Here is a 24,011-nt window from a genome sequence, read left to right on the forward strand (position 1 = left end):
GAAGCGCGCTCTGGCTGCCCGAGGCCCGTTTTAGACGCTTGCCCGTCGTGCAGATGCCGTGGTGCGCCGACGTGCGGAGTGCCGGGTTCCGCGCTGCAGGCGCGCCCGTGCCCTTGCCCGTGCCCTTGCCCTTGCCCTTGCCCTTGCCCTTGCCCTTGCCCTTGCCCTTGCCCTTGCCCTTGCCCTTGCCCTTGCCCTTGCCCTTGCCCTTGCCCTTGCCCCTTCGCCCTCCGCCCTCCGCCCGCTCTACGCGCAGAACCCCTCGATCAACGCCGCGACCTGTTCCGGCTGGTCGTGGTGCACCATGTGCCCGGCTTCGTCCATGATCTTCTCGCGCCAGTCCACAAACGCCCGAAAGCGCGCCTTGAATTCCTCGAGCGGAATCTCGCCGGCCAGCTCCGCAAGCGTCGGAGAATTCGCGGCCTCCACATGCAGCACTTTCGCGCTCACCTTGCGCCAGACGGCCATCACCTCGTCCAGACGGTAGAGCATCGGCCCGCGCAGCTTGTGCGCCGGGTCCGCGAGCAACATGAAGCGCCCCTCGCCGTCGGGCTTGGACCAGTGCTTTGCCAAGAACTGCGCGCGAGCGGGCGCGAGCCGCGGGTTAGTCTTCACGAGCCGCCCGGCCACTTCATCGAGCGACGCATAGCGCTTCAGTTGCGGCGGATCGCGCAGCTCGTCGAGCCAGTTTTGCAGGCGTCTGGGCGCTTGCGCGGCGTGCGCGGGCGCGAGTCCGAAACCCTCCAGATCCACCACCCGCCGCACGCGCTCCGGCCGCGCACCCGCATACAGGCAGACGACGTTCGCGCCGAGGCTGTGTCCGACGAGATTGACCTGACCGGTTGGCGCGTAATGGTCGAGCAGCGCATCCAGATCGGCGAGGTAGTCGTGGAACCAGTAATGTCCACCCCCGGCTTGCGCCACCGGCCAGTCGGACAGACCGAAGCCGCGCATGTCGGGCGCGATGACCTGCCAGTCACCGCCGAGCGCATCCACGACGAACTGGAACGACGCCGCCACGTCCATCCAGCCGTGCAGCATAAAGAGCGCAGGAGCGTCGGGATGGCCCCAGCGCCGCACATGCAGACGGATGCCGCGCACAGCGACGAACTCGGATCGGGAGGTATTCATGGTCGGACGCACGCCAAAAAAGAATGATCGTTCGATTATAGCGAGATGGACGGACGGCAGGCGGCGACTGCGCAGTGCAACGAGTCAGTCGGATGGCGTTGGAGGGACACTCGCGCTGTCTAGCTCGACGCCTGCCAGCGCCGCCAGCTCGGCGAGTTCCGCGGCGTCGAAACCCGCGTCGCGGCGCGCCTCGAAATTGAACGGACCGCGCAATTTCGGCGCGTGGTATTCGCAGGCAAGGCGCGTGTACGTCGCATGCGGATCAAGCCCGCCCTCGTCGCACAGATGACGGAACCAGCGGTTGCCAATCAGCACGTGACCGATTTCGTCACGCAGTATCACGTCGAGGATCGACGCCGACTTCTGGTCTCCTGCCTGCAGCAGACGCGCACGAATTGGCGGCGAGGCATCGAGCCCGCGCGCTTCGAGCGTCCGCGGCACGAGCGCCATGCGCGCGAGGACGTCGCCGCGCGTGCGCTCACACATGTCCCACAGGCCGTCATGGGCTGGAAAGTCGCCGTACCCATGGCCGTACTCCGCGAGCCGTGCTGCGAGCAGTGAGAAGTGATATGCCTCTTCGGCGGCCACTTTGAGCCAGTCGGTGTAGAAGGCTGCGGGCATGCCGGCGAAGCGCCACACCGCGTCGAGCGCCAGGTTGATCGCGTTGAATTCGATATGGGCGAGCGCGTGCAGCAGCACCGCGCGCCCTTGCGGCGATTGCATGCTGCGCCGTCCCAGCCGGCGCGGCTCGACGAGTTCCGGGCGGGCGGGCCGGCCGGGCAAACCCGGCGGCTCGTCCAGCGTGATTTCCGCGACGCACGGCACGGTGCCGTCGAGCACCGCCGCATGAAGGGCGCGCGCGGCGCTTGCCTTCTTCGCTGGATCGATTTCGCGCAGCGCGGCGAGCGCCGCCGTGCGCGCGCAACGCGGCTCGCCGCCCGCGGCGGACACGGACTGAACGGGCGCAGCGGACGGCGCGGAGCAAGCGGGAATGGCGGCGGACTTCATGAAAAACGTTGGCGGCAAAGTTATTGAACGTGACAGATAGCGAGCGAACGGTGCGGACAGCGGCGGGACAGCGCGAACGTATGAGGCGTCGGTTCGCGACCGATCGAGTGCCTCGCCTTCGGGACCGCCAGAACGCTCGCTTAGCAGGCAACCGGAGCGGGTCCGGCAGCCAGGCCACGACACCCCACGGTGAGCCGGATACGGCGCAGCGCCCGAACCACACAACCGTTTACAATACTCGATTCGACGTCCGCTAGCGCCCAACCGGCCGCGCCGTAACCCGCGAAGAGCCGTCGAACCCGACACGCCGCGAGCCTTTCCCTGCCCGCGACCGATCCACGAGGAGACAACGTGACCATTTACAAGCTTGGCGACGCCGCGCCGAACATTCATGAAAGCGTGTTCGTCGCCGATTCCGCGACCATCATCGGCAACGTGACGCTCGAGGAAAATTCAAGCGTCTGGTTTGGCGCAACGCTGCGCGGCGACAACGAGCCGATCACGCTCGGTGCGGGCAGCAACGTTCAGGAAAACGCCGTCTTGCACACCGACCCCGGCTTTCCGCTGACGATTGAAGCGAACGTGACGATTGGCCATCAGGTCATGCTGCACGGCTGCACGATCAGGGAAGGCGCGTTGATCGGAATTCAGGCGGTGGTCTTGAATGGCGCGATAATCGGCCGCAACTGTCTGGTCGGAGCGGGCGCCATCGTCACCGAAGGCAAGGTGTTTCCCGACAATTCGCTGATCCTCGGCGCGCCCGCGAAGGTGGTGCGCGAACTGACCGAGGCGGACATCGCCAACATGCAGCGCGGCACGGCCAGTTACGCCGAGCGCCGCGAGTATTTCAAGGCGCAGCTCGTGCGCATCGGCTAAACCGGCCGCGTGCGCGGGCGCGCAGGGTGTATGCACGGACTTCGCCGTGCGGCGCCATTCGATAGAGGAAAAGTTGTGAGCGACCAGTTGCAAAAATTCATGTTCAGCGCGGCGCCAGTGCGCGGCGAGATCGTTTCGCTGCGCAACACGTGGCAGGAAGTGCTCACGCGCCGCGAGTATCCCGCGCCGGTGCGTACGATCCTCGGCGAGATGATGGCGGCCTGCGCGCTGCTGTCGGCGAATCTGAAGTTCGACGGCACGCTGATCATGCAGATTTTCGGCGACGGCCCGGCCAAGATGCTGGTGGTTCAGTGCAGCTCGGACCTGTCGATGCGCGCGACGGCCAAGCTCTCCGGCGAGGAAGGCAGCACGATCGGCGATACCGCCTCGATGGTGGAGCTGCTCAACGCAAGCGGTCATGGCCGCTGCGTAATCACGCTCGATCCGCGCGACAAGAAGCCCGGTCAGCAGCCCTACCAGAGTATCGTGCCGCTTTCCGGCGAGGACGGGCCGCTCAGTTCGATGGCCGAAGTGCTCGAGCACTACATGCATCACTCGGAGCAGCTCGACACGCGTCTGTGGCTCGCCGCCAACTCCGAGCGGGCGGTCGGCATGTTGCTGCAAAAGCTGCCCGGCGACGGCGGCATCGTCCCGCATCCGGGCGAACTGGATGCGGACACGTGGGAGCGCGTGTGCACGCTCGGCAGCACGCTCTCGCAGGACGAACTGCTGAAGGAAGAGCCGGAAACCGTGTTTCGCCGCCTGTTCTGGCAGGAAAACGTCCAGCATTTCGAGCCGGCCAGCGCACGCTTCGAATGCACGTGCTCGCGTGAAAAAGTGGGCTCGATGCTGAAGATGCTCGGTCGCGACGAAGTGGACAGCGTGATCGCGGAACGCGGCCACGTCGAGATTCATTGCGAGTTCTGCAACCAGCGGTACGAGTTCGACCCGGTCGACGTGGCGCAACTTTTTCTCGCCAACGCACTCTCACAAGGTGTGTCGCCGGCCGCGGAGCAACGGCACTAACACCGCCGCGGGCCAGCGGTTTGGGCGGTGTCTTGGATTAGCATCGGCTTGACGTAGCAGCCTCGCCGGCGGTCTCATTCGTGGGTGCCCGGCGGGCACCTGGTGCCCACGCCCTTGCCGCCTGGTTGCCACTTAGCGTCCGTTTAGGTATCCGATCTATCGGGACTCAACATGAGCATTTCCACTTCATTTGGAGGCGCCGCGCGCACGCTTGCCGTGCTGACGGCGCTCGCGAGCCTCTCGGCGCTGACCGGTTGCATGATGGACCCGCCGGGCCCGTCGCCCATATACAGCCGGCTGCCCGCTGACCAGGCGGGCATGGCTAGCACCGCCCAGCCGCTGACACCGGCCGAGCGGCAACGTTACGATGCAATCGATCAGCAGGTCATGGCCGAGCAGAATCAGGCCATTGCCGCGGAAAACGCCGCGCAGGCGTGGTCGCGTTATTACAGTCCGCCGGTACCCGTCTCGGTGTACGGCAGCTACTACGGCGGCGGATGGGGCCACGGCTGGGGCACGGGCGTCGGCTTTGGCTACGGGCCTTATTGGGGCTGGTAACGGGATACCGGCGTGGGAATACCGGCGTGCGAATACGGCGTCATGCCTGAAGGCTCGTTGCAGGCATGCCTGAATGCAGGCCGCATGAGACTTTTTTACGTGCTCTCCCCTGCTGCATGCCGGTAGACGAAAAAAGGCGCGGTTCGCACCGCGCCTTTTTTCGTCCCGGTTCTGCCGCCGTCCTGTTGGCCGTGGGCCCTGCCTCATGCTCTGGGATCACCGCAACGCAGTGATGGCACGCGCGAAGCTCAGTGCGCGGGCTTCTTCTCTTTTGCCGCCTTGCCGCCGTGCTTCCGCTCCGGCTTTGCACGTGATTCCGGATTCGGCACCACATGCAGCGGCGCGGCAGACACCTCGCCGCGAGTCGAAGTCGCAGCCGAGGGCGCGTTTGCCGTCGGCAACGGTGCATTCGGCGACACGAACTGCACGAACACTTCGCCGTCCTTGACCATGCCCATTTCATAGCGGGCACGCTCTTCGACGGCAGCGGTGCCGTTCTGCAGGTCCTGCACCTCGCCTTGAATGCGCTCGTTACGCAGCTTAGCCTCGGCGTTCTTCTGCACCTGCTGCGCGAGTTGCTGCTGTAGCTCGTGAACGCGCAACCATCCGCCATGGCCCCACCACAGCGGATACTGGATCAAAGCCAGCAGAACGATCAGTACAGCAGTGACGAGCCGCATGAAGTAAGCACAATAAATACGCGCCGCCCTGCGCTTTACGCAGGGCGGCGAGGTCAATCAGACACGAAGGAGAACCGGCTCATCGGTCAGCGTAGAAAACAGTGGTCACAACCATTGATTAGCGCAGATTGTAGAACGCCGACTTGCCCGGGTAGCTGGCGATATCGCCGAGGTCTTCTTCGATACGCAGCAGCTGGTTGTACTTCGAGATACGGTCCGAGCGCGACAGCGAACCGGTCTTGATCTGCCCGGCGTTCAGGCCGACAGCGATATCCGCAATCGTCGAATCTTCCGTTTCGCCGGAGCGGTGCGAGATCACAGCCGTGTAGCCCGCGCGCTTCGCCATTTCGATCGCGGCGAAGGTTTCCGTCAACGTACCGATCTGGTTGATCTTGATGAGGATCGAGTTTGCGATGCCCTTCTCGATGCCTTCCTTCAGGATGCGCGTGTTCGTGACGAACAGGTCGTCGCCCACCAGCTGGATTTTCTTGCCGAGCTTCTCGGTGAGCAGCTTCCAGCCTTCCCAGTCGCCTTCGTGCATGCCGTCTTCGATGGACACGATCGGGAATTTGTCGGCGAGCGTCGCCAGATAGTCGGTGAATTCAGCCGACGACAGTTGCAGACCCTCGCCCGCCAACTGGTACTTGCCGTCGTGGTAGAACTCGCTCGCTGCGCAGTCGAGCGCGAGCAGCACGTCTTCGCCGGCGCGGTAGCCCGCTTTTTCGATGGCTTGCAGGATCGTGGACAGACATTCGTCGTTGCTGCCGAAGTTCGGCGCAAAGCCGCCTTCGTCGCCGACCGCCGTGCTCATGCCGCGGTCCGACAGAATTTTCTTCAGCGCGTGGAACACTTCGGCGCCGCAGCGCAGCGCTTCGCGGAAAGTCGGCTGGCTGACCGGCACGATCATGAATTCCTGGATGTCCAGGCTGTTGTTTGCATGCGCGCCGCCGTTGACGATGTTCATCATCGGCACCGGCAGTTGCATCGCGCCCGAGCCGCCGAAGTAACGGTAGAGCGGCAGGCCGGCTTCTTCAGCGGCGGCCTTCGCGACGGCCATCGAAACGGCCAGCATCGCGTTCGCGCCGAGGCGCGACTTGTTGTCCGTGCCGTCGAGTTCCAGCAGGGTCTTGTCGAGGAAAGCCTGCTCGGAAGCGTCGAGGCCCATGATCGCTTCGGAGATTTCGGTGTTGATGTGCTCGACGGCCTTCAGCACACCCTTGCCGCCGTAGCGGCCGGTTTCACCGTCGCGCAGTTCGATCGCTTCACGCGAGCCGGTCGACGCGCCCGACGGCACCGCGGCGCGGCCCATCGTGCCGGACTCCAGCAGCACGTCGCATTCGACGGTGGGGTTGCCTCGCGAATCGAGAATCTCTCGACCGATGATATCTACGATAGCACTCATGGTTTCCTCAAGAAATGACGATGAATTCGTTACTGTGACACTGCACCTGGCGCCTGGTGTGGCGTTGGCCGACCACCCCGACAGACAAGCTGTGCGCCGATACGTTCGACAACCATTGTGCGCATTTGCCGCGCGCCGGCTCGCAACATCAGCCGGCCGGCCCATGATGCGAGCCGACGCGCGGGCGCATGCCTGAATCAGTTGAAATCGCTTTCGAGGAACGGCGCGCGCTTGACCGCCTGATCGAGCGTAACGAGCGTCTCCAGCAGATCGGCCATGCGGTTGAGCGGCACCGCGTTCGGGCCGTCCGACTTGGCTTCTGCCGGATTCGGATGCGTTTCCATGAACAGGCCCGCCACGCCGACTGCCACTGCCGCCCGCGCGAGCACCGGCACGAATTCGCGCTGACCGCCCGAGCTCGTGCCCTGGCCGCCCGGCAACTGCACCGAGTGCGTGGCGTCGAACACGACCGGCGCATGGGTTTCGCGCATGATCGCGAGCGAGCGCATGTCCGACACGAGATTGTTATAGCCGAACGACACGCCTCGCTCGCAGGCCATGAAGCGGTCTTCGGAAAGACCGGCTTCACGTGCCGCGTCGCGCGCCTTGTCGATCACGTTCTTCATGTCGTGCGGCGCGAGGAACTGGCCTTTCTTGATGTTGACCGGCTTGCCCGAACGCGCACACGCGTGAATGAAGTCAGTCTGACGGCATAGGAAAGCAGGCGTTTGCAGCACGTCGACCACGGAGGCGACCTGTTCGATCTCGTGCTCGGCGTGAACGTCGGTCAGCACCGGCAGGCCGAGCTGACGCTTCACTTCCGACAGAATGCGCAAACCTTCGTCCATGCCAAGACCGCGGAACGACTTGCCGCTGCTGCGATTGGCCTTGTCGTACGACGATTTGTAAATGAACGGAATGTTCAGCTTCGCGCAAATTTCCTTCAGGCGGCCCGCCGTGTCGATCGTCATTTGCTCCGATTCGACGACGCAGGTGCCGGCGATCAGGAAAAACGGCTTGTCGAGCCCGATTTCGAAATCGCCCAGTTTCATGCTTTCTCCCCGACTTCGTTCGCGACACGCGACTGCTGATGCGCCAGCGCTGCCTCGACGAACGACTTGAACAGCGGATGGCCGTCACGCGGCGTGGAGGTGAATTCCGGGTGGAACTGCACGCCGACAAACCACGGGTGCATGCTGCGCGGCAGTTCCATCATTTCCGGCAGATCTTCACTCGGAGTACGGGCGCTGATGATAAGACCACCGGCTTCGAGCTGAGGCACGAAGCGGTTATTGACTTCATAACGGTGACGATGGCGCTCGTTCACGTCCTTGCCATAGATCTCTTCGGCCATCGTGCCGGGCTTGATCGGGCAGCGCTGTGAACCGAGACGCATCGTGCCGCCGAGATCGGATTCTTCAGTACGCTTTTCGACGCGGCCTTCGCGGTCGTACCACTCGGTGATGAGCGCGACCACGCGGTTCGGCGTTTCCTGATCGAATTCCGTGCTGTTCGCGTCCTTCAGGCCGACCACGTCGCGTGCGAATTCGATCACGGCCAGTTGCATGCCGAGGCAGATGCCGAGGTAAGGCACCTTTGCTTCACGCGCATAACGGATTGCAGCGATCTTGCCTTCGGTGCCGCGACGGCCAAAGCCGCCAGGCACGAGCACCGCGTCCAGATGCTTGAGACTCTCGACGCCATGCGTTTCGATCTCTTCCGAATCGATGTACTCGATGTTCACGCGCGTCGCCGTATGCATGGACGCGTGGCGCAGCGCTTCGATCAGCGACTTGTACGATTCCGTCAGATCAACATACTTGCCGACCATGCCGATCGTGACTTCGTGCTCCGGGTTCTGCAGCTTTTCGACGAGCTCCGACCACATGGACAGATCCGCCGCCTTCGGCGTGAGCTTGAGTTCTTCGCAGATGATCGCGTCGAGACCCTGGTCGTGCAGCATCTGCGGAATCTTGTAGATGCTGTCCGCGTCCCACACGGAAATGACGGCGTCTTCCGGCACGTTCGAGAACATGGAGATTTTCGCGCGTTCGTCGTCCGGAATGCGGCGGTCGGCGCGGCACAGCAGCACGTGCGGCGAAATACCGATTTCGCGCAGCTTTTGCACGCTGTGTTGCGTGGGCTTGGTTTTCAGTTCGCCGGCGGTGGCCACCCATGGCACCAGCGTGAGATGCACGAAGCACGCACTGTTGCGGCCCATGCGCAGGCTCATCTGACGCGCGGCCTCGAGGAACGGCAGCGATTCGATGTCGCCCACCGTGCCGCCCACTTCGACGATCGCAACGTCCGGCTCGCCGCAGGTGGCCGACGCGGCGCCACGCTCGACGAAAGCCTGGATTTCATTCGTGATGTGCGGAATGACCTGCACCGTCTTGCCGAGATAATCGCCGCGGCGTTCCTTGCGGATCACCGATTCGTAGATCTGGCCCGTGGTGAAGTTATTGGCCTTGCGCATCTTCGTGCTGATGAAGCGCTCGTAGTGGCCAAGGTCGAGGTCGGTCTCCGCTCCGTCTTCCGTCACGAACACTTCGCCGTGCTGGAACGGGCTCATCGTGCCGGGGTCGACGTTAATGTAGGGATCGAGCTTGAGAAGGGTGACTTTCAGACCGCGCGATTCGAGGATCGCGGCGAGGGAAGCGGCGGCAATACCCTTGCCGAGGGAAGATACTACGCCGCCGGTGACGAAAACATATTTGGTCATCGCTGGATGCTCGCGGGAAAAACGGATTATACCGTAAAGCAGGGTCCCAACCGAGCAAAATGCGAGCAGCCCCGGCGCGCGCACGTGCGGTGCAATCCAGCCGCGATCGACGCACGCCGCCTCAGCTCCGCTGGTTCAGTTCGCGCAGCATCCGCTGCACAGCGCGCGCCGTTTCGATCGGCTTTTCCATCGGAAAGAGATGGCTGCCCTCGATCCATTCGATGTGGCCGCCCGTCGCGCGGCGCGTGGCGTCGAGCCCGACCTGGCGGATTTCTTTCGAGCGCGTGCCGGCGATGAAACCCACGGGCACCGGCGCGCCTCGCGCGAGCCGCGCACCGAGCGTGTGCGGTAAAGTCCGGTAGATCTGATATTCGATGCGGCGATCGAACGCGAGGCTGCGCGTTCCGTCATGCGACACCTGCGGAATGCCGAAGTCGATGTAGTCGGACAGCATGCGCTCGTCCCACCGCGCGAACGCCGGCTTCGCATGAAAATGCCGCCATGCCTCGTCGCGGCTCGCCCAGTGGGTGCGGCGCGTGCGCGTGGCGGCCGCGGGCGAGAGCCGCTCGTCGAGCCCGGTCCACTGCGAGACGCGCAGGACGCTGCTGCGCCAGCCCGCGACCACCGGAGAGTCCAGCATTACGACGCCCCTCACCCACTGCGGCTTTTTCAGCGCGGCCAGCAGCGAAAGATAGCCGCCTAGCGAATGGCCGACGAGCCACACAGGCTCCTCGTAGGTACGGCCGATGTCGTCCAGCAACTGTTCGACGAGATGCGGCCAGTCCTGCGTCACGGGAAAGCGCGGATCATGCGCGATGCGTTCGATCGCGCGCACCTCGTAGTCGTCGGAGAGCTCGGCGAAAATCGTCCGGTAGGTCGAGGCCGGAAAGCCGTTCGCGTGCGAAAAGTGAATGATGTTTTTCAACTGCGATGATCTCCGTTCTGTTTTCGTGCAGCGGGTAAAGCTTTGCTGCATACGGCAGATGCCCGGCGGTGTTTTGGTGGCTACGCGGTTTGTGTGCCCGCTCGACAGCGAGTGGAAAGCGCCGCTCTCGTCGGCCGTTCCTCGGCCGTTCTATCGTCTACTGTGATGCCTGCGTGATACATGGCCACGATCGGCGAACGGCTGCACGAACATTCAGCGATCCATCCAGTAGCGCCGGTGCGTGTCGCGATAGCGCTCGACCGTGAGCGCGGCCTCCTGCGCAGGCGGGCCTTCGCGTGTCGCGAAATGCGGGTCGACGAGAACGCGCACCGCACCGTCCGCGTCGCTCCTGCCCAGCTCGATGTGACGCGCCGAATAGCGCGCCAGCACACCCGCATTGGGATGATGAAAGCGGTTGCGATAGCCTACCTGAAATAGCGCGACGAGCGGGTCGATAGAATCGAGGAACGGCTCGGTCGACGAAGTCTTGCTCCCATGATGCGGCACCACGAGCACCTGCGCGCGCAGCATGTGGCGATCGCGCGAGAGCAGCATGCGTTCGGCGGGCGCCTCGATGTCCGCCGTGAGCAAAGCGGCAAGAGGCGCGTCCGGGGCTTGAGGCTTCGCGGGGTCGTTTGGCTTGTCGTTTGGCTTGTCGTTCGGGTTGCCGTCAACCTTGTCTTTGGAGTTGCTGCGCCCTCCACTGTCCGCCTCGCTGCCCACGCGGTCATGCCCAGCCGGGCCGTGCACCGCCATTGGTGGCGACGTGCTCACGCGCAGCACGCAGCAATGCTCGTTCGGCTTGCCTTGCAGGGGACCTGCGTCGGGCCACAGCATCGTGAACTCGACACCGTCCCACTGCCAGCGCTGCCCCGCCGCACACGGCAGTGTCTGCGCGCCGTGTTGCCGCGCAGTCGCCCATAGCGCGTTAGCGGGCGCCAGCGAGGCGACCATCTGACGAACCTCGATTGCCTCCAGCACAGCTGGCGCGCCGCCCGAGTGGTCCGAATCTGCGTGACTGATGATCAGCGTATCCAGTGCGTTCACGCCTTGCGCCCGCAAGAACGGCACCACCACCCGCTCGCCGGCATGAGTCGATTCGGGCCCGGGCCCGGCATCGAACAACAGCGCATGGTGCGCGGTCTCGACTAGCACCGAACTGCCTTGCCCGACATCGAGCGCGGTGAGCCGGAAGCTGCCGGGCGGCGGCGCGGACGGCGCCGAGGCAACCAGCGGCAACCACGTGAGCGGCGCCGCCCAGCGCAGCGGCCAGCCGCGCGGCGCGAGACACCACAGCACGCCCGCCGCCGCGCTGGCGAGCGCCCAGCCATCCGGCCGCGGCAGCCACCAGAGCACCCAGCGCGGACCGGACAGCCACTGCAATCCCGCCATCATCACGTCGAGCAAGGCGTGCGCGATTCGCAGCGCCGCCGCATCCAGCGGCGCGGGCAGCACCATGCCGGCCAGCACCGCAGGCGTCACGAACACACTCACCCACGGAATCGCGAACGCGTTCGCGAGCGGCCCGATTAACGGAATCTGCGCGAACCAGAGGACGGTCAGCGGCGCGAGCGCGAGCGTGACCGCAAGCTGTACATGCGCCGCGCCATGCAGCCGCTCGCCGAACGCGCGCAGGCGCCGCACAGCGGCGGCGCGCAAGCTTGAAAAGCGCATGAGGCGTAGGAGCCGCGAGAAGCGTGAGTGGCGTGAGAAGCATGACAGGCGTGAGAGGCGCGAGATATGTGAGAAGCGCGAGATGTGTGAGAACCACGACAGGTTTGACAACCACGAGGGGCGTGAGAGGCACGAGAAGCGTGAGAGGCACGACAGGTGTGAGAAGCGCGAGAGGCGTAAGAAGCGCAACCAGCGCGCAAAGCGTGAAGAGCGCGACGAGGACCCGGCTACGGCGCCGCTATCGTCGCCGATTTCGTCCGTAAGCGGTTCATGATTCTGCACGCGTGGCCTCCCCGACGTGGCGTAAAGAATCGCCGCGACCGCGCAGAAAGACAGCCAGAATCCCGCCGACACCACCGCCCACGGATCGATCAGCAACACGAGCCCGAGCGCCCATGCAAGCACGGCCGAGCGCGGCACATTGCGCCCGCTCAGGTAGGCCAGCGCGACGACGCTCGCCATCCACAGCGCACGCTGCACCGGCACGTTGAAACCGGCGAGCGCTGCATGAAGTGCGGCGAAGAGCGCGCCGCCCGTCACCGCGACAACCTGCGCGGGCAGACGCAACGGCCAGTGGCGGCCGAGCCATCCGGAGCGCCGCCAGACAGTGCCGACCAGCCACGCCGCAAGGCCCGCGGCAAAGCCGATATGCAGGCCGGAAATCGCCACGAGATGACTCGTGCCCGTGGCGCGCATCAGTTGCCAGTCAGCGGGAGTGATTTCGTCCTGCGCGCCGATTGCGAGCGCCGCCACGATGCCGCGATGCGCCGCGTTTGCGAGCACCGTGTCGATCCGCGTTCGTAGCGCCGCGCGCCAGCGATCCACGCTCACGCCGATGCCACGCGCATCTGTCCGCAGCCTCGCCGCCTGCGCATTGCCGCTCACATAGCCGGTGGCCCGCACGTTGCGCGCGAGCAAGGCAGCTTCCGCGTCGCGCAAACCGAAATTCGCATTGCCGTGCGGTCGCTTCAGACGCACCCGCAAACGCCAGCGCTCGCCGGGCTGGAGCGGTGGCGGCGGTGCTTCGTCACTGATCCATGCAAGCTGAATGACGCGCGGAAAAGCGACCGCCGCGGGCGAAGCCAAGCCAGACGGCAAAGCATCGGGTGACTCCACTTCGAAAAGAAAACGCACGCCCTGGTCGTCGCGCGCCGGCAAACCTTTGATGCTGCCGACCACGTCGATGTCGCGGCCTTCCCACCCGGGCGGGAGGCTCGACGCGAGCCGTGCATCGGCACGCCACGCGGCATAGCCGAAGCCCGTGCACCACGCCGCACAGCAGAGCGCGCCCCATCCGGCGCAGGACCGCCAGCGTCGACACCACCCACGTGTAGAAGGCCCGCGATGCTCATCATGCTCATCACGCTGGCGAGATAAACGCCCCCACCAGCCCCAGCCGGCGACTGCCAACGCCGTGCAGCCTACCAACGCGAGCACGCACCCGCCACGCCAGTCGGGCAGCGTCGCCTGCCGCTGCAGCCACACCACGCCCAACGCGAACCCACACCACCATGCACGCATCCGCCCTCCGCCCGCCATGCGCCGGGCGAGCCACACGTATCACCCGGCGTACAGGACGCAAGGCACGGCACGGGTGGCGCGCAAGCGCACGCACGGCCGGGGCGTGGGTCTCGCCCGGCGCGAACCACTGTAAATCAAGCGCTTCGATTATGCAGAGGAAAGGGCGAGCCGCGGCAGCGCGGCGAGCGCGTTAGCCGTTGTGCGTAGGGCGGTTTCGTCGGCGGTCGTGCCGCGCAACTGCGCAAGGCCCGCGCCGATGCCGGGAATCTGCTCGGGCGAGTTGCGCTGCTTGTAGATCCAGGCAGGGGGAATGTCTGGCGCGTCTGTTTCGACGACGAGCGCGTCGAACGGCAACTGTTCGGCGAGCCGGCGAATCTGCCGCGCGCGCTCGAAGGTCAGATTGCCGCCGAAGCCCAGATGCATGCCCTGGTCGATATACGCTTTGGCCTGCTGGAAGCTGCCGTTGAACGCATGCGCAATGCCACGGTGAATCTGGTGCCGCCGCAGCCCCTTGATTACCTGGTCCTGCGATTTGCGCACGTGGCAGATCACCGGCAGGTCGAATTCACGCGCGATCTGCAGTTGGCCGTTGTAGAAGAATTGCTGACGGGCGTCGTCGAGCCCGTCGACGAAATAGTCCAGGCCGATTTCGCCGATGCCGACAAAGCGCGGATCGTCGAGACTCGCCTCGATTTCCGCACGCAGCAATTCGAGGTCGTGCTGCTGCGCGGACGGCGTGAAGAGCGGGTGAATGCCCAGCGCGTACACGCCGCCCTCGAAGCTGTGCGCAAGCTCGCGCACGGTCGCGAAGTTCTGCCGGCCAATTGCTGGAATCACGATACGCCCTACGCCCGCGCGGTGCGCCGACGCCGCGACATGCTCGCGGTCGGCGTCGAATTCGGAAGCGTCGAGATGGCAGTGCGTATCGATCCACATGACTTGCCTCGCTAACAGAGTTGGCAACAGCGTTCGCTAGAGCGCCCGCTCATCGCGCCCGGCACGGTTCCGATCGTGCCTGCCAGACAGCCGACGCGGGTATCGCGATGCTTGCCGCGCGGGGCTGTGCAGCCGCATCGTCATACCGGCACTGGCGGCTCTTCATGCAGTACGCCGTCGCGCAGCCGCATGATGCGGTCGCAGCGGCCCGCCAGTTCCGGGTCGTGCGTGACGATCACAAAACTCGTTTCGAGCGTGCGCGACAGTTCGAGCATCAGGTTGAAGACCGTGTCCGCGGTGCTGCCGTCCAGGTTGCCGGTGGGTTCGTCGGCGAGCACGCACGCCGGTTTCGTGACCAGCGCCCGCGCGATTGCGACGCGCTGACGCTCGCCGCCCGACAGCTCGCCGGGCCGATGTTTCGCGCGATGTGCCATGCCGACACGCTCCAGCACGGCAAGCGCTTCACGGCGCGACGCTTCGGTGGTCATGCGGCGGATGCGCAGCGGCATCGCCACGTTGTCCAGCGCGGAAAACTCCGGCAGCAGATGATGGAACTGATACACGAAGCCGAGCGCGCGATTGCGCAAGTCGTTGCGTTCGCGCTCGGACAGTTTGGTGAACGGCTTGCCCATCACCGACACATGTCCCGCGCTCGGATCGTCCAGACCGCCGAGCACATGCAAAAGCGTGCTTTTGCCGGAACCCGACGCGCCGACGATCGCGAGTTTCTCGCCGCGCCGCACGCTCAGTTCCGTGTTGTTGAGCACCTGCACGTTCAGGCCGCCCTGCACGAACGACTTGGAAATGCCGGTCGCTTCCAGCACGTAGGGATAAGGCGTCATGTCCTGAGCAGCCACCGATAAGCTTGCGGAACGGTCATTCATAGCGCAGTGCCTCCGCGGGACGGACTCGTGCACCGCGCCAACTCGGATAGAGCGTCGCCACCGCCGACATCAGGAAGGCAATGATGCCGATGCGGGCGACGTCAGCGGGAATCAGCTCGGAGGGCAACTCGCTGATGAAATACACCGACGGCGGCAGGAACTGCACGCCGAGCGCATGCTCGATCATCGGCACGAGCCACGGAATGCTCCACGCGATCAGGCACCCGAGCGCGACGCCCGTTGCGGTGCCGATAAAGCCGATGGTCACGCCCTGCACGACGAAAATCTTCATGATGGAACGCGGCTGCGCGCCGAGCGTGCGCAAGATCGCGATGTCAGCCTGCTTGTTGGTCACGGTCATCACGAGCGAGGACACCAGGTTGAACGCCGCGACCGCGATGATCAGCGTGAGGATGATGAACATCATGCGTTTTTCGATCTGCACGGCCGAGAACCAGGTCTTGTTCTGCTGGGTCCAGTCGCGGATATACAGGTCGCCCGACAGACTGCGCGCAAGCTGATGCGCGACTTCAGGCGCCCGTTGCATGTCGGCGAGGCGCAGCCGCACGCCGGTCGGCGCGGGCAGCCGGAACAGCGCCTGCGCGTCCTTGATGTTGATGAGCGCGAGCGTGCTGTCGTACTCGTAATGGCCGGATTCGAAAATGCCCACCACCGTGAACTGCTTCAGGCGCGGCAGCATGCCGGCCGGCGTAATCGTGCCTTCGGGCGCGACCAGCGTGATCCGGTCGTTCACAGCCACGCCGAGGTTGGTCGCCAGATCCGCGCCCAGCACGATGCCGAACTCGCCCGGCACCAGATTGGTCAGCTTGCCGCCTTTCATTTCCTTGCCGATGTCCGAAACCTGCGGCTCGAGCGTCGGCTCGATGCCGCGCAGCGCGACGCCGCTTACCGCGTCCTGCCGCGTGAGCAGCGCCTGTGCTTCGACGTAGGGCGCCGCGCCGATCACTTCCTTGTTCTGGCGCGCTTCCTGAGCGGTGAGTTGCCAGTTGGGCATCGAGCCTGTCGGCGAAAAAATTTCGACGTGCGCGAGCACCGACAGCATGCGGTCGCGCACTTCCTTCTGGAAGCCGTTCATCACGGAGAGCACGACGATCAGCGCCGCGACGCCGAGCGCGATGCCCGACATGGAAACAAGCGCAATGAACGAAATGAAGCCGTTGCCGGTCGTGCGTTTGCCGGCGCGCGTGTAGCGCCAGCCGATCTGCCATTCGTAGGGAAATTTCAAGCGAGTCCTTTTCTGCGTTCTTCGGCTACTGGGGCCGCCGCGCCGCGTGGCTGCCAATGCGTGCGCTTGCCTGTGCCTGCCTGCGCCTGCTTGCAGTGACGCGGCTACGCGGCCCAAGTACCCTGATCATTGGTGTCGCGGCGATCGGGATGGTTCCAGGCGGGCCCACGGCTTTGCAGGCCCCTCCAGATTGCCAGTGCCGTCACCGTCAACCAAGCGCGAAGTTTGCCATACAATGCCGCGCCGCCGCGTGATGGGAACAAGCGGAAACAAGCGGGAGCAGGCGCGAATGAGCGGAAACGACCGGCAAACGCGCGAGCGGGCGGGAACGCTCCCCCGCTCGCCATTCGCTCGGCCTTCGCGCGCCACAGCCGCGCCGCACCATCCGCACTAATCGAAACCCGCAAGCGCTTTGCCCTACAATGCGCAGCATCATGCACGCCAACCGCCTCCATCTGCTGCTTCCTTTCGCGCTGCCTGCCGCAGCGGACGCCGCCACCGCCCTGCACGACATCCGCAGTGCCGCCCTCGACCGGCTGATCGCACGCGCGACGCTGCTGGAGCGTGTGATCGGCGAAGATTTCCAGCGCACGCTGCCCCATGAACGCTGGATCGCGCGCCAGTTCGGCGCGTCACCCAGTAGTTCGACGGGCGCGGCTGGCGCCGCCGCCGACGAGGCCCCGCTCGCCCCCTACATGCTGCGCGCCGACGGCGGTGAACCCGGCGACGCAACGTGGGCCTGCGTGCAACCGGTGCATGTGCGCATCGCGCATGACCATCTGGTGCTGATCGACCCCGCGTCGCTCGAACTGTCGCATGAAGAAGCCGGCGCGCTGCTAGCAGTTGCGAGACCGCTGATCGAAGAACTCGGCGTGCGGATCGAGGCGCCCAGGCCCGCCCGCTGGTATCTGTCGGGCGATGACTTCGGCAGCCTCGCCGGCGCTTCGCCGTTGCGTGCGAGCGGCCGCAACATCGAAATCTGGTTGCCGCACGAGGCGCATTCCGGCGAGCGTTCGCGTGCCTGGATGAAGCTGCAGAACGAAGTGCAGATGGCCTGGTTCGGGCACCCCGTCAACGAGGCGCGCGAGGCGCGTGGCCTGCCCGCTGTCAATTCCATCTGGTTTCACGCGCAAGGCGCGGCGCGCCCGCTGCGCAGTCCGTTCACCGAGGTCTTCTCCGACGCCGCCGCGACGCGCGGCCTCGCGATTACGGCCGGCGTGCGCGTCGCCGCGCCGCCCGCGTCGTTCGCCGCGCTGAACGCTTCAGCCGGCGCAAATGCCAACACCAACGCCAACGGCAACGCGGACACCAACGCGCCCCCCACGACCCTCGTCGAACTCGACCCGTTCTCGGCACCCTACATCCAGCAGGATTGGGCGCGCTGGAACGCGGCGTTCGCGGCGCTGCAGGGCGACTGGCTCGAACCGGCGCTCGCGGCACTCGAATCCGGCGCGCTGGCCGAACTCGGCCTGACGCTGTGCGGCGACACCGGCTCAGTCACGCTCGCCGTGACGCGCGGCGATCTGCGCAAATTCTGGCGGCGACGCGTGCTGGCCTCGCTCTTCATCGAATGAACGATTGCATGACCGACCCTACCCACGGCCTTTCAGAATGACCCGAATCGTTACGCGCGCCTGTTCTCCCGCCGACGCCGAAGCGCTCGTGCGCCACGGCCTGCATCCGGTGCTCGCGCGCCTCTATGCGGCGCGCGGCGTGTGCCTGCCGGATGAAATAGAAACCGGCCTTGCCCGACTCGTGCCACCGGCCATGCTCAAGGGCTGCGACGACGCCGCCGTCCTGCTCGCCGACGCGATCCAGCAAAAGCGCCGCATGCTGGTGGTCGCCGACTACGACTGCGACGGCGCCACCGCCTGCGCGGTCGCGGTACGCGGACTGCGCATGTTCGGCGGCCAGATCGACTATCTGGTGCCGAACCGCTTTGAATACGGCTACGGTCTCACGCCGGAAATCGTCGCACTTGCCGCGCGCAGTGCCTCCGGCAAGCCGGATCTGCTGATTACGGTCGACAACGGCATTGCGAGCGTGGACGGTGTCGAGGCGGCCAACGCGCTCGGCATCGACGTGCTCGTCACCGATCACCACCTGCCCGGCGACCAGTTGCCCGCCGCTCGTGCAATCGTCAATCCGAATCAGCCGGGCTGCGAGTTCCCGAGCAAGTGCATTGCGGGCGTCGGCGTGATGTTCTACGTGCTGCTCGCATTGCGCGCGCAATTGCGCCGCCGCGGCGCGTTCGGCGACGGCTTTCCCGAGCCGCGGCTGGACGGGCTGCTCGATCTCGTCGCGCTCGGCACGGTGGCCGACGTCGTGAAGCTCGACGGCAACAACCGCGTGCTGGTTGCGCAAGGCTTGCAGCGCATCCGCAAAGGCAAGATGCAGCCCGGCATTGCCGCCCTCTTCCGCGCGGCGGCGCGCGATGCGCGCAACGCGTCCGGCTTCGACCTCGGCTTCGGGCTCGGTCCTCGGCTGAATGCGGCAGGGCGCCTGTCGGACATGTCGCTCGGCATCGAATGCCTGACGACCGACGACGTCGGCCGCGCGTGGGAACTCGCGCAGCAGCTCGACACGATGAACCGCGAGCGGCGCGAGATCGAAGCCGGCATGCAGCAACAGGCGCTCGACGACCTCTCGTCAGTCGACCCCGACGGCGCGACTACCATCACGCTGTTCAATCCGGCGTGGCATCAGGGCGTGATCGGCATTGTCGCGGGACGGCTGAAGGAGAAATTCCATCGCCCCGCGTTCACCTTCGCGCCAGCGGACGACAGCGGCCAGCTCGTAAAAGGCTCGGGGCGCTCGATCGCGGGCTTTCATCTGCGCGATGCGCTCGATCTGATTTCGAAGCGCGAGCCGGGGCTCATCGTAAAATTCGGCGGCCACGCGATGGCCGCGGGCCTCACGCTCGCCACCGCAGACGTGCCGCGCTTCACGGCCGCGTTCGAGGCGGTCGGCCGCGAGTGGCTGAGCGACGACGCGCTCGCGCGCACCGTCGAAACCGACGGCGAGCTGGAGGACGCCTACTTCACGCCGCAATTCGTCGAAATGCTCGACGCGGCGGTATGGGGCCAAGGCTTCCCGGCGCCGGTCTTTTCCGGCGAATTCGACGTCGCCTCGCAGGCGCTCGTGAAGGACAAGCACCTGAAGCTGCAACTCATGCGCGGTCGCCAGCGCTTTAACGCGATCTGGTTCAACCATACAGACACGCTGCCCGCACGCACGACGGTCGCGTACCGGCTCACGAGCGACACGTGGAACGGCGTGTCGCGCGTGCAACTGATCGTCGAGCACGCCGCGAGCTAGCAGGCGTGTGGCCGGACTGCCTCGCAACGAGGGACCAGCCAGCGGCCACCGCCTCTGCCCGCCGCCCGAGCGCCGACCCACGCGCGGGTGGCGAAAATCTCCGCAAAATCAACCGCAAACACGCGCCGGATCGCCGACACGCCACCGGCGCGGCACGCCGATCGGCTATAATTTCCCCTTTTTACGAAGCCACACAAGATCGACATGGAAGCGGAACGTCTCAACGCGATCGAAGCCTCTCTGGCGGACCTGCGCACGCGCGCGGCCGACCTACGGGGGTATCTTTGACTACGACGACAAGTCACGTCGTCTGATCGAAGTCAACCGGGAACTCGAAGACCCGGACGTCTGGAACGACTCGAAACACGCCCAGGCGCTCGGCCGGGAAAAGAAGCTGCTGGACGACACGGTGGGCAAGCTCACGTCGCTCGATAACGACTTGCGCGACACGCAAGACCTCTTCGAAATGGCGCGCGAAGAAGGCGACGACGAAACGCTCCTCGCCTGCGAAGCAGACGCGCAAGCGCTCGAGCAGCGCGTCGCCGACATGGAATTTCGCCGCATGTTCGCGAATCCCGCCGACCCCAACAACGCGTTCCTCGACATTCAGGCAGGCGCGGGCGGCACCGAGGCGTGCGACTGGGCGTCCATGCTGCTGCGCCAGTATTTGCGCTACTGCGAACGCAAGGGCTTCAAGACCGAAGTGCTCGAGCAGACCGACGGCGACGTGGCGGGCATCAAGAACGCGACGATCAAGATCGAAGGCGAATACGCATACGGCTTCCTGCGCACCGAAACCGGCGTGCACCGGCTCGTGCGCAAGTCGCCGTTCGACTCGTCGGGCGGGCGTCATACGTCGTTCTCGTCGGTGTTCGTCTATCCGGAAATCGACGATTCGATCGAAGTGGACATCAACCCGGCCGACCTGCGTATCGACACCTACCGCGCATCCGGCGCGGGCGGTCAGCACATCAACAAGACCGACTCCGCGGTGCGGATCACGCACATGCCCTCGGGCATCGTCGTGCAGTGCCAGAACGACCGCTCGCAGCACCGCAACCGCGCCGAAGCGATGGCCATGCTGAAATCGCGCCTGTACGAAGCGGAAATCCGCAAGCGTCAGGAGGAGCAGGACAAGCTCGAAGCCGGCAAGACGGACGTGGGCTGGGGTCACCAGATCCGCTCGTACGTGCTGGACAACAGCCGTATCAAGGACCTGCGCACCAACGTCGAAATCAGCAATACGAAGAGCGTGCTCGACGGCGATCTCGATCCGTTTATCAGCGCAAGCCTGAAGCAAGGCGTTTAAGCGCAACCGGCGCGGCATGCATGGCCGCGCCGCATCTTTTATTGCCTGAGGTTTTTCGCCGACTGGCTGTTCGCAAGCGGATCAACCCACGCGGACCACGAACACCAAGACCATCATGAACGAACCGATCCAACCGAACCTCGTGCCCGAGGTGGACGACAACAAGATCATCGCGGAGCGCCGCGAAAAGCTGCGCGAGTTACGCGAGCAAGGCGTCGCGTATCCGAACGATTTCCGCCCCACGCACCACGCGGAAGATCTGCAGGCGCAGTTCGAGCACGCCGACAAGGAAGCGCTCGAGGCCAGCCCGCTCGAAGTCGCGATTGCCGGCCGCATGATGCTCAAGCGCGTAATGGGCAAGGCGAGCTTTGCGACCGTGCGCGACGGCTCGGGTCAGATCCAGTTCTTCATTACCCCCGCCGACGTGGGCCAGGAAACGTATGACGCCTTCAAGAAGTGGGACATGGGCGACATCGTCGCGGCCCGCGGCGTGCTGTTTCGCACCAACAAGGGCGAGCTGTCGGTGCGCTGCACGCAGTTGCGCCTGCTGTCCAAGTCGCTGCGTCCGCTGCCGGACAAGTTCCATGGCCTGTCGGACCAGGAAATGAAGTATCGGCAGCGCTATGTCGATCTGATCGTCACGCCGGAAACGCGCAAGACTTTTGTCGCCCGCACCAAGGCAATTTCTTCGATCCGCAAGTTCATGGCCGACGCCGGCTTCATGGAAGTCGAAACGCCGATGCTCCACCCTATTCCCGGCGGCGCGGCGGCCAAGCCGTTCACCACGCACCACAACGCGCTCGACATGCAGATGTTCCTGCGCATCGCGCCCGAACTGTATCTGAAGCGCCTCGTGGTGGGCGGCTTCGAGCGCGTGTTCGAGATCAACCGTAATTTCCGCAACGAGGGCGTGTCCGTGCGCCACAACCCGGAATTTACGATGATCGAGTTCTATGCGGCCTACACCGATTACAAGTGGCTGATGGACTTCACCGAACAGTTGATCCGTCAGGCGGCCATCGACGCACTGGGCACGGCCACCATCACCTATCAGGGGCGCGAGCTCGATTTGTCCAAGCCGTTCCACCGTTTGACGATCACGCAAGCCATTCAGAAATACGCGCCGCAGTACACGAACGAGCAGCTCGCCGACAGCGCGTTCCTGCGCACCGAACTCAAGAAGTTCGGCGTGGACGCCTCGCAGCCGCAGTTCCTGAACGCGGGCGTGGGTTCGCTGCAACTGGCGCTCTTCGAAGAAACCGCCGAGTCGCAACTTTGGGAGCCGACGTACATCATCGACTACCCGGTCGAGGTGTCGCCGCTCGCGCGGGCGTCGGACAAAGTGCCAGGCATTACGGAGCGCTTCGAACTGTTCATAACGGGGCGTGAGATCGCCAATGGCTTCTCGGAACTGAACGATCCGGAAGACCAGGCCGCGCGCTTCAAGAAGCAGGTCGATCAGAAAGACGCCGGCGACGAGGAAGCGATGTTCTACGACGCCGACTACATCCGCGCGCTCGAATACGGCATGCCGCCGGCGGGCGGCTGCGGCATCGGCATCGACCGGCTGGTGATGATGCTCACCGACAGTCCAAGTATTCGCGACGTGATTCTGTTCCCGCACCTGCGCCGCGAAGATTGAGCCCGGTGCTTGCCGCGGTGTCCCTGCCTGGCGGGGTTTCCCGCGGTTCAGCGCAGCACGTCTGACCTACGCCCGGCTCACCTTGCCGGGCGTTGTTGTTTGTGGGTCCGGCTGTTCCGGTTACAGCGCTACACGCGGCCTCCGGGCGTTTGTAACGACAGGTAAAAGCCGCCCCGCGCGAGCCATGCGGCCATGTGCTTTTCGGCAAATCGTTACAATTTGAAACGCGTCCGGGATCGAATTGGGCGAGACTGGGTCTCAATCAAAAGTCACTCTGCCGAAGACGGAGGCCAAAATGGATAAACCCACCACGCAACCTGCCACCCAAGTCACACCGCCCGCGCAGCCGGCGCAGCGGCGGCTTCACCCGCTTGTCGCAACTGCGGCGGGCGCAGTGATTATCGCGAGCCTCGTCGCTACGGCGGCGGTGACCGGCATGTTCCCAAAGGCGTCCAGCACAGGCGAGCCGACCAACCAGACGCAGGCAGCCCAGGTCGTGCCACAGAGCGGTCAGCAAACCGTGGTCGATTCGGCCGCGCCCGCCAATCTCGCCGCACAGCCGAACTCGCAGCAAGCTGGCCAACAAGCGGCGCAGCAAGCCGTGCAACAGCCCGCCCAAGCGCAGCCGCAACGCGCCCCAGCGCCGCCCTCGCAGCAATACGCTCAGCAGGAGCCTGTCGCGCAGGCGCCGGCGGTGCAGGAGCCGCAATATGCTCAGCGGCAACCCGCACCGACGGCGCATTGCTCGACGTGCGGCACCGTGGTCGCGATCTCGGCGGCGCGCCAGGAAGGTCACGGCACCGGCATTGGTGCGGTGGGCGGCGCGGTGGCGGGCGGCGTGGTCGGCAATCAGTTTGGCAGCGGCAACGGCCGCACCGCAATGACCCTGCTTGGCGCGCTAGGCGGCGGGCTTGCCGGTAATTCAGTGGAAAAGCACCTGCGCAGCAGCACGTCGTATTCCGTGCGGGTGCGGATGGAAAACGGCAAGACGCGCTACTTCACGTATCACGAAGCGCCGCCCTTCCAGCAGGGCCAACGCGTTCGGGTGCAAAACGGCACGCTGGTCGCCGACTGATGGCGGCGCAGCGCTCGACACCGCTGCACGTGTCATGCGCATAAAAAAAGGCGACTCGATTTAGAGTCGCCTTTTTTG

The 24,011-nt window shown here is 65.0% G+C and carries 19 protein-coding genes; 8 read left to right on the forward strand and 11 right to left on the reverse strand.

The window, feature by feature from the left end:
- Positions 1-246: 246 nt before the first annotated feature.
- Both F757_RS0114425 and F757_RS0114430 read right to left on the reverse strand, forming a co-directional pair.
- Entirely contained in the window at positions 247-1,131 is an 885-nt protein-coding gene (locus tag F757_RS0114425; RefSeq protein WP_027212012.1) for an alpha/beta fold hydrolase, read from the reverse strand.
- 84 nt (positions 1,132-1,215) lie between these two features.
- The gene (locus F757_RS0114430) at positions 1,216-2,139 is read right to left on the reverse strand and encodes a ferritin-like domain-containing protein (RefSeq protein ID WP_027212013.1); all 924 of its coding nucleotides are present in this window, start codon (positions 2,137-2,139) and stop codon (positions 1,216-1,218) included.
- 351 nt (positions 2,140-2,490) lie between these two features.
- On the opposite strand from F757_RS0114430, the gene F757_RS0114435 reads away from it, so the two are divergent.
- The 3 genes from F757_RS0114435 to F757_RS0114445 all read left to right on the forward strand — a co-directional run bounded on the left by F757_RS0114435 (position 2,491) and on the right by F757_RS0114445 (position 4,599).
- Complete coding sequence (locus F757_RS0114435) at positions 2,491-3,015, forward strand: gamma carbonic anhydrase family protein (protein ID WP_027212014.1); 525 nt, start codon at positions 2,491-2,493, stop codon at positions 3,013-3,015.
- Positions 3,016-3,090: 75 nt separating this feature from the next.
- On the forward strand, positions 3,091-4,041 hold the full coding sequence (gene hslO / locus F757_RS0114440) for an Hsp33 family molecular chaperone HslO (protein WP_027212015.1): 951 nt from the start codon (positions 3,091-3,093) through the stop codon (positions 4,039-4,041).
- Positions 4,042-4,212: 171 nt separating this feature from the next.
- Positions 4,213-4,599 carry a hypothetical protein gene (locus F757_RS0114445; protein WP_027212016.1) on the forward strand — a complete coding sequence of 129 codons (387 nt, stop codon included), beginning with the start codon at positions 4,213-4,215 and terminating at the stop codon, positions 4,597-4,599.
- Between the two features lie 248 nt (positions 4,600-4,847).
- Here F757_RS0114445 and ftsB read toward each other — a convergent pair whose 3' ends face one another.
- The 9 genes from ftsB to F757_RS0114490 all read right to left on the reverse strand — a co-directional run bounded on the left by ftsB (position 4,848) and on the right by F757_RS0114490 (position 16,589).
- Positions 4,848-5,279, reverse strand: a complete 432-nt coding sequence (gene ftsB / locus F757_RS0114450) for a cell division protein FtsB (RefSeq protein ID WP_027212017.1) — start codon at positions 5,277-5,279, stop codon at positions 4,848-4,850.
- 118 nt (positions 5,280-5,397) lie between these two features.
- Positions 5,398-6,681 (reverse strand): phosphopyruvate hydratase, encoded by a 1,284-nt coding sequence (eno, locus tag F757_RS0114455; protein ID WP_027212018.1) that lies wholly within the window; start codon positions 6,679-6,681, stop codon positions 5,398-5,400.
- A 197-nt stretch (positions 6,682-6,878) separates the two neighbouring features.
- Entirely contained in the window at positions 6,879-7,733 is an 855-nt protein-coding gene (kdsA, locus tag F757_RS0114460) for a 3-deoxy-8-phosphooctulonate synthase (RefSeq protein ID WP_027212019.1), read from the reverse strand.
- Positions 7,730-9,403, reverse strand: coding sequence for a CTP synthase (locus tag F757_RS0114465; protein ID WP_027212020.1), 1,674 nt, complete (start codon positions 9,401-9,403; stop codon positions 7,730-7,732). The genes kdsA and F757_RS0114465 overlap by 4 nt, the downstream gene beginning before the upstream one ends.
- A gap of 121 nt (positions 9,404-9,524) precedes the next feature.
- Complete coding sequence (locus tag F757_RS0114470) at positions 9,525-10,328, reverse strand: alpha/beta fold hydrolase (RefSeq protein WP_027212021.1); 804 nt, start codon at positions 10,326-10,328, stop codon at positions 9,525-9,527.
- Positions 10,329-10,541: 213 nt separating this feature from the next.
- On the reverse strand, positions 10,542-13,523 hold the full coding sequence (locus F757_RS0114475) for a ComEC/Rec2 family competence protein (protein ID WP_027212022.1): 2,982 nt from the start codon (positions 13,521-13,523) through the stop codon (positions 10,542-10,544).
- A gap of 147 nt (positions 13,524-13,670) precedes the next feature.
- On the reverse strand, positions 13,671-14,459 hold the full coding sequence (locus tag F757_RS0114480) for a TatD family hydrolase (protein WP_027212023.1): 789 nt from the start codon (positions 14,457-14,459) through the stop codon (positions 13,671-13,673).
- Positions 14,460-14,599: 140 nt separating this feature from the next.
- A complete protein-coding gene (gene lolD / locus F757_RS0114485) occupies positions 14,600-15,343 on the reverse strand; it encodes a lipoprotein-releasing ABC transporter ATP-binding protein LolD (protein WP_027212024.1) in 744 nt (247 codons plus the stop codon).
- Complete coding sequence (locus F757_RS0114490) at positions 15,336-16,589, reverse strand: lipoprotein-releasing ABC transporter permease subunit (protein ID WP_027212025.1); 1,254 nt, start codon at positions 16,587-16,589, stop codon at positions 15,336-15,338. The genes lolD and F757_RS0114490 overlap by 8 nt, the downstream gene beginning before the upstream one ends.
- A 422-nt stretch (positions 16,590-17,011) precedes the next feature.
- On the opposite strand from F757_RS0114490, the gene F757_RS0114495 reads away from it, so the two are divergent.
- The 5 genes from F757_RS0114495 (at position 17,012) to F757_RS0114520 (ending at position 23,933) form a co-directional block, all read left to right on the forward strand.
- A complete protein-coding gene (locus F757_RS0114495; protein WP_027212026.1) occupies positions 17,012-18,163 on the forward strand; it encodes a hypothetical protein in 1,152 nt (383 codons plus the stop codon).
- 37 nt (positions 18,164-18,200) lie between these two features.
- Positions 18,201-19,907, forward strand: a complete 1,707-nt coding sequence (gene recJ, locus F757_RS0114500; protein WP_027212027.1) for a single-stranded-DNA-specific exonuclease RecJ — start codon at positions 18,201-18,203, stop codon at positions 19,905-19,907.
- Between the two features lie 204 nt (positions 19,908-20,111).
- A protein-coding gene (gene prfB / locus F757_RS0114510; protein ID WP_013338772.1) for a peptide chain release factor 2 occupies positions 20,112-21,216 on the forward strand; the annotation gives its coding sequence in 2 pieces (ribosomal slippage) (positions 20,112-20,192 and positions 20,194-21,216; 1,104 coding nt in all).
- Positions 21,217-21,331: 115 nt separating this feature from the next.
- The gene (lysS, locus tag F757_RS0114515) at positions 21,332-22,858 is read left to right on the forward strand and encodes a lysine--tRNA ligase (RefSeq protein ID WP_027212029.1); all 1,527 of its coding nucleotides are present in this window, start codon (positions 21,332-21,334) and stop codon (positions 22,856-22,858) included.
- Positions 22,859-23,153: 295 nt separating this feature from the next.
- Positions 23,154-23,933, forward strand: a complete 780-nt coding sequence (locus F757_RS0114520; protein WP_027212030.1) for a glycine zipper 2TM domain-containing protein — start codon at positions 23,154-23,156, stop codon at positions 23,931-23,933.
- Positions 23,934-24,011: the final 78 nt, after the last annotated feature.

Origin of the sequence: Burkholderia sp. WSM2232 (genome assembly GCF_000472545.1) — a bacterium.
Classification (GTDB): Bacteria; Pseudomonadota; Gammaproteobacteria; order Burkholderiales; family Burkholderiaceae; genus Paraburkholderia.

Bases quoted from the DNA above. Each gene is read 5' to 3' on its own strand.
- F757_RS0114425 (WP_027212012.1), bottom strand. From the start codon at position 1,131: ATGAATACCTCCCGATCCGAGTTCGTCGCTGTGCGCGGCATCCGTCTG.
- F757_RS0114430 (WP_027212013.1), bottom strand. From the start codon at position 2,139: ATGAAGTCCGCCGCCATTCCCGCTTGCTCCGCGCCGTCCGCTGCGCCC.
- F757_RS0114445 (WP_027212016.1), top strand. From the start codon at position 4,213: ATGAGCATTTCCACTTCATTTGGAGGCGCCGCGCGCACGCTTGCCGTG.
- ftsB (WP_027212017.1), bottom strand. From the start codon at position 5,279: ATGCGGCTCGTCACTGCTGTACTGATCGTTCTGCTGGCTTTGATCCAG.
- eno (WP_027212018.1), bottom strand. From the start codon at position 6,681: ATGAGTGCTATCGTAGATATCATCGGTCGAGAGATTCTCGATTCGCGA.
- kdsA (WP_027212019.1), bottom strand. From the start codon at position 7,733: ATGAAACTGGGCGATTTCGAAATCGGGCTCGACAAGCCGTTTTTCCTG.
- F757_RS0114465 (WP_027212020.1), bottom strand. From the start codon at position 9,403: ATGACCAAATATGTTTTCGTCACCGGCGGCGTAGTATCTTCCCTCGGC.
- F757_RS0114475 (WP_027212022.1), bottom strand. From the start codon at position 13,523: ATGCGTGCATGGTGGTGTGGGTTCGCGTTGGGCGTGGTGTGGCTGCAG.
- F757_RS0114480 (WP_027212023.1), bottom strand. From the start codon at position 14,459: ATGTGGATCGATACGCACTGCCATCTCGACGCTTCCGAATTCGACGCC.
- lolD (WP_027212024.1), bottom strand. From the start codon at position 15,343: ATGAATGACCGTTCCGCAAGCTTATCGGTGGCTGCTCAGGACATGACG.
- F757_RS0114495 (WP_027212026.1), top strand. From the start codon at position 17,012: ATGCGCAGCATCATGCACGCCAACCGCCTCCATCTGCTGCTTCCTTTC.
- recJ (WP_027212027.1), top strand. From the start codon at position 18,201: ATGACCCGAATCGTTACGCGCGCCTGTTCTCCCGCCGACGCCGAAGCG.
- lysS (WP_027212029.1), top strand. From the start codon at position 21,332: ATGAACGAACCGATCCAACCGAACCTCGTGCCCGAGGTGGACGACAAC.
- F757_RS0114520 (WP_027212030.1), top strand. From the start codon at position 23,154: ATGGATAAACCCACCACGCAACCTGCCACCCAAGTCACACCGCCCGCG.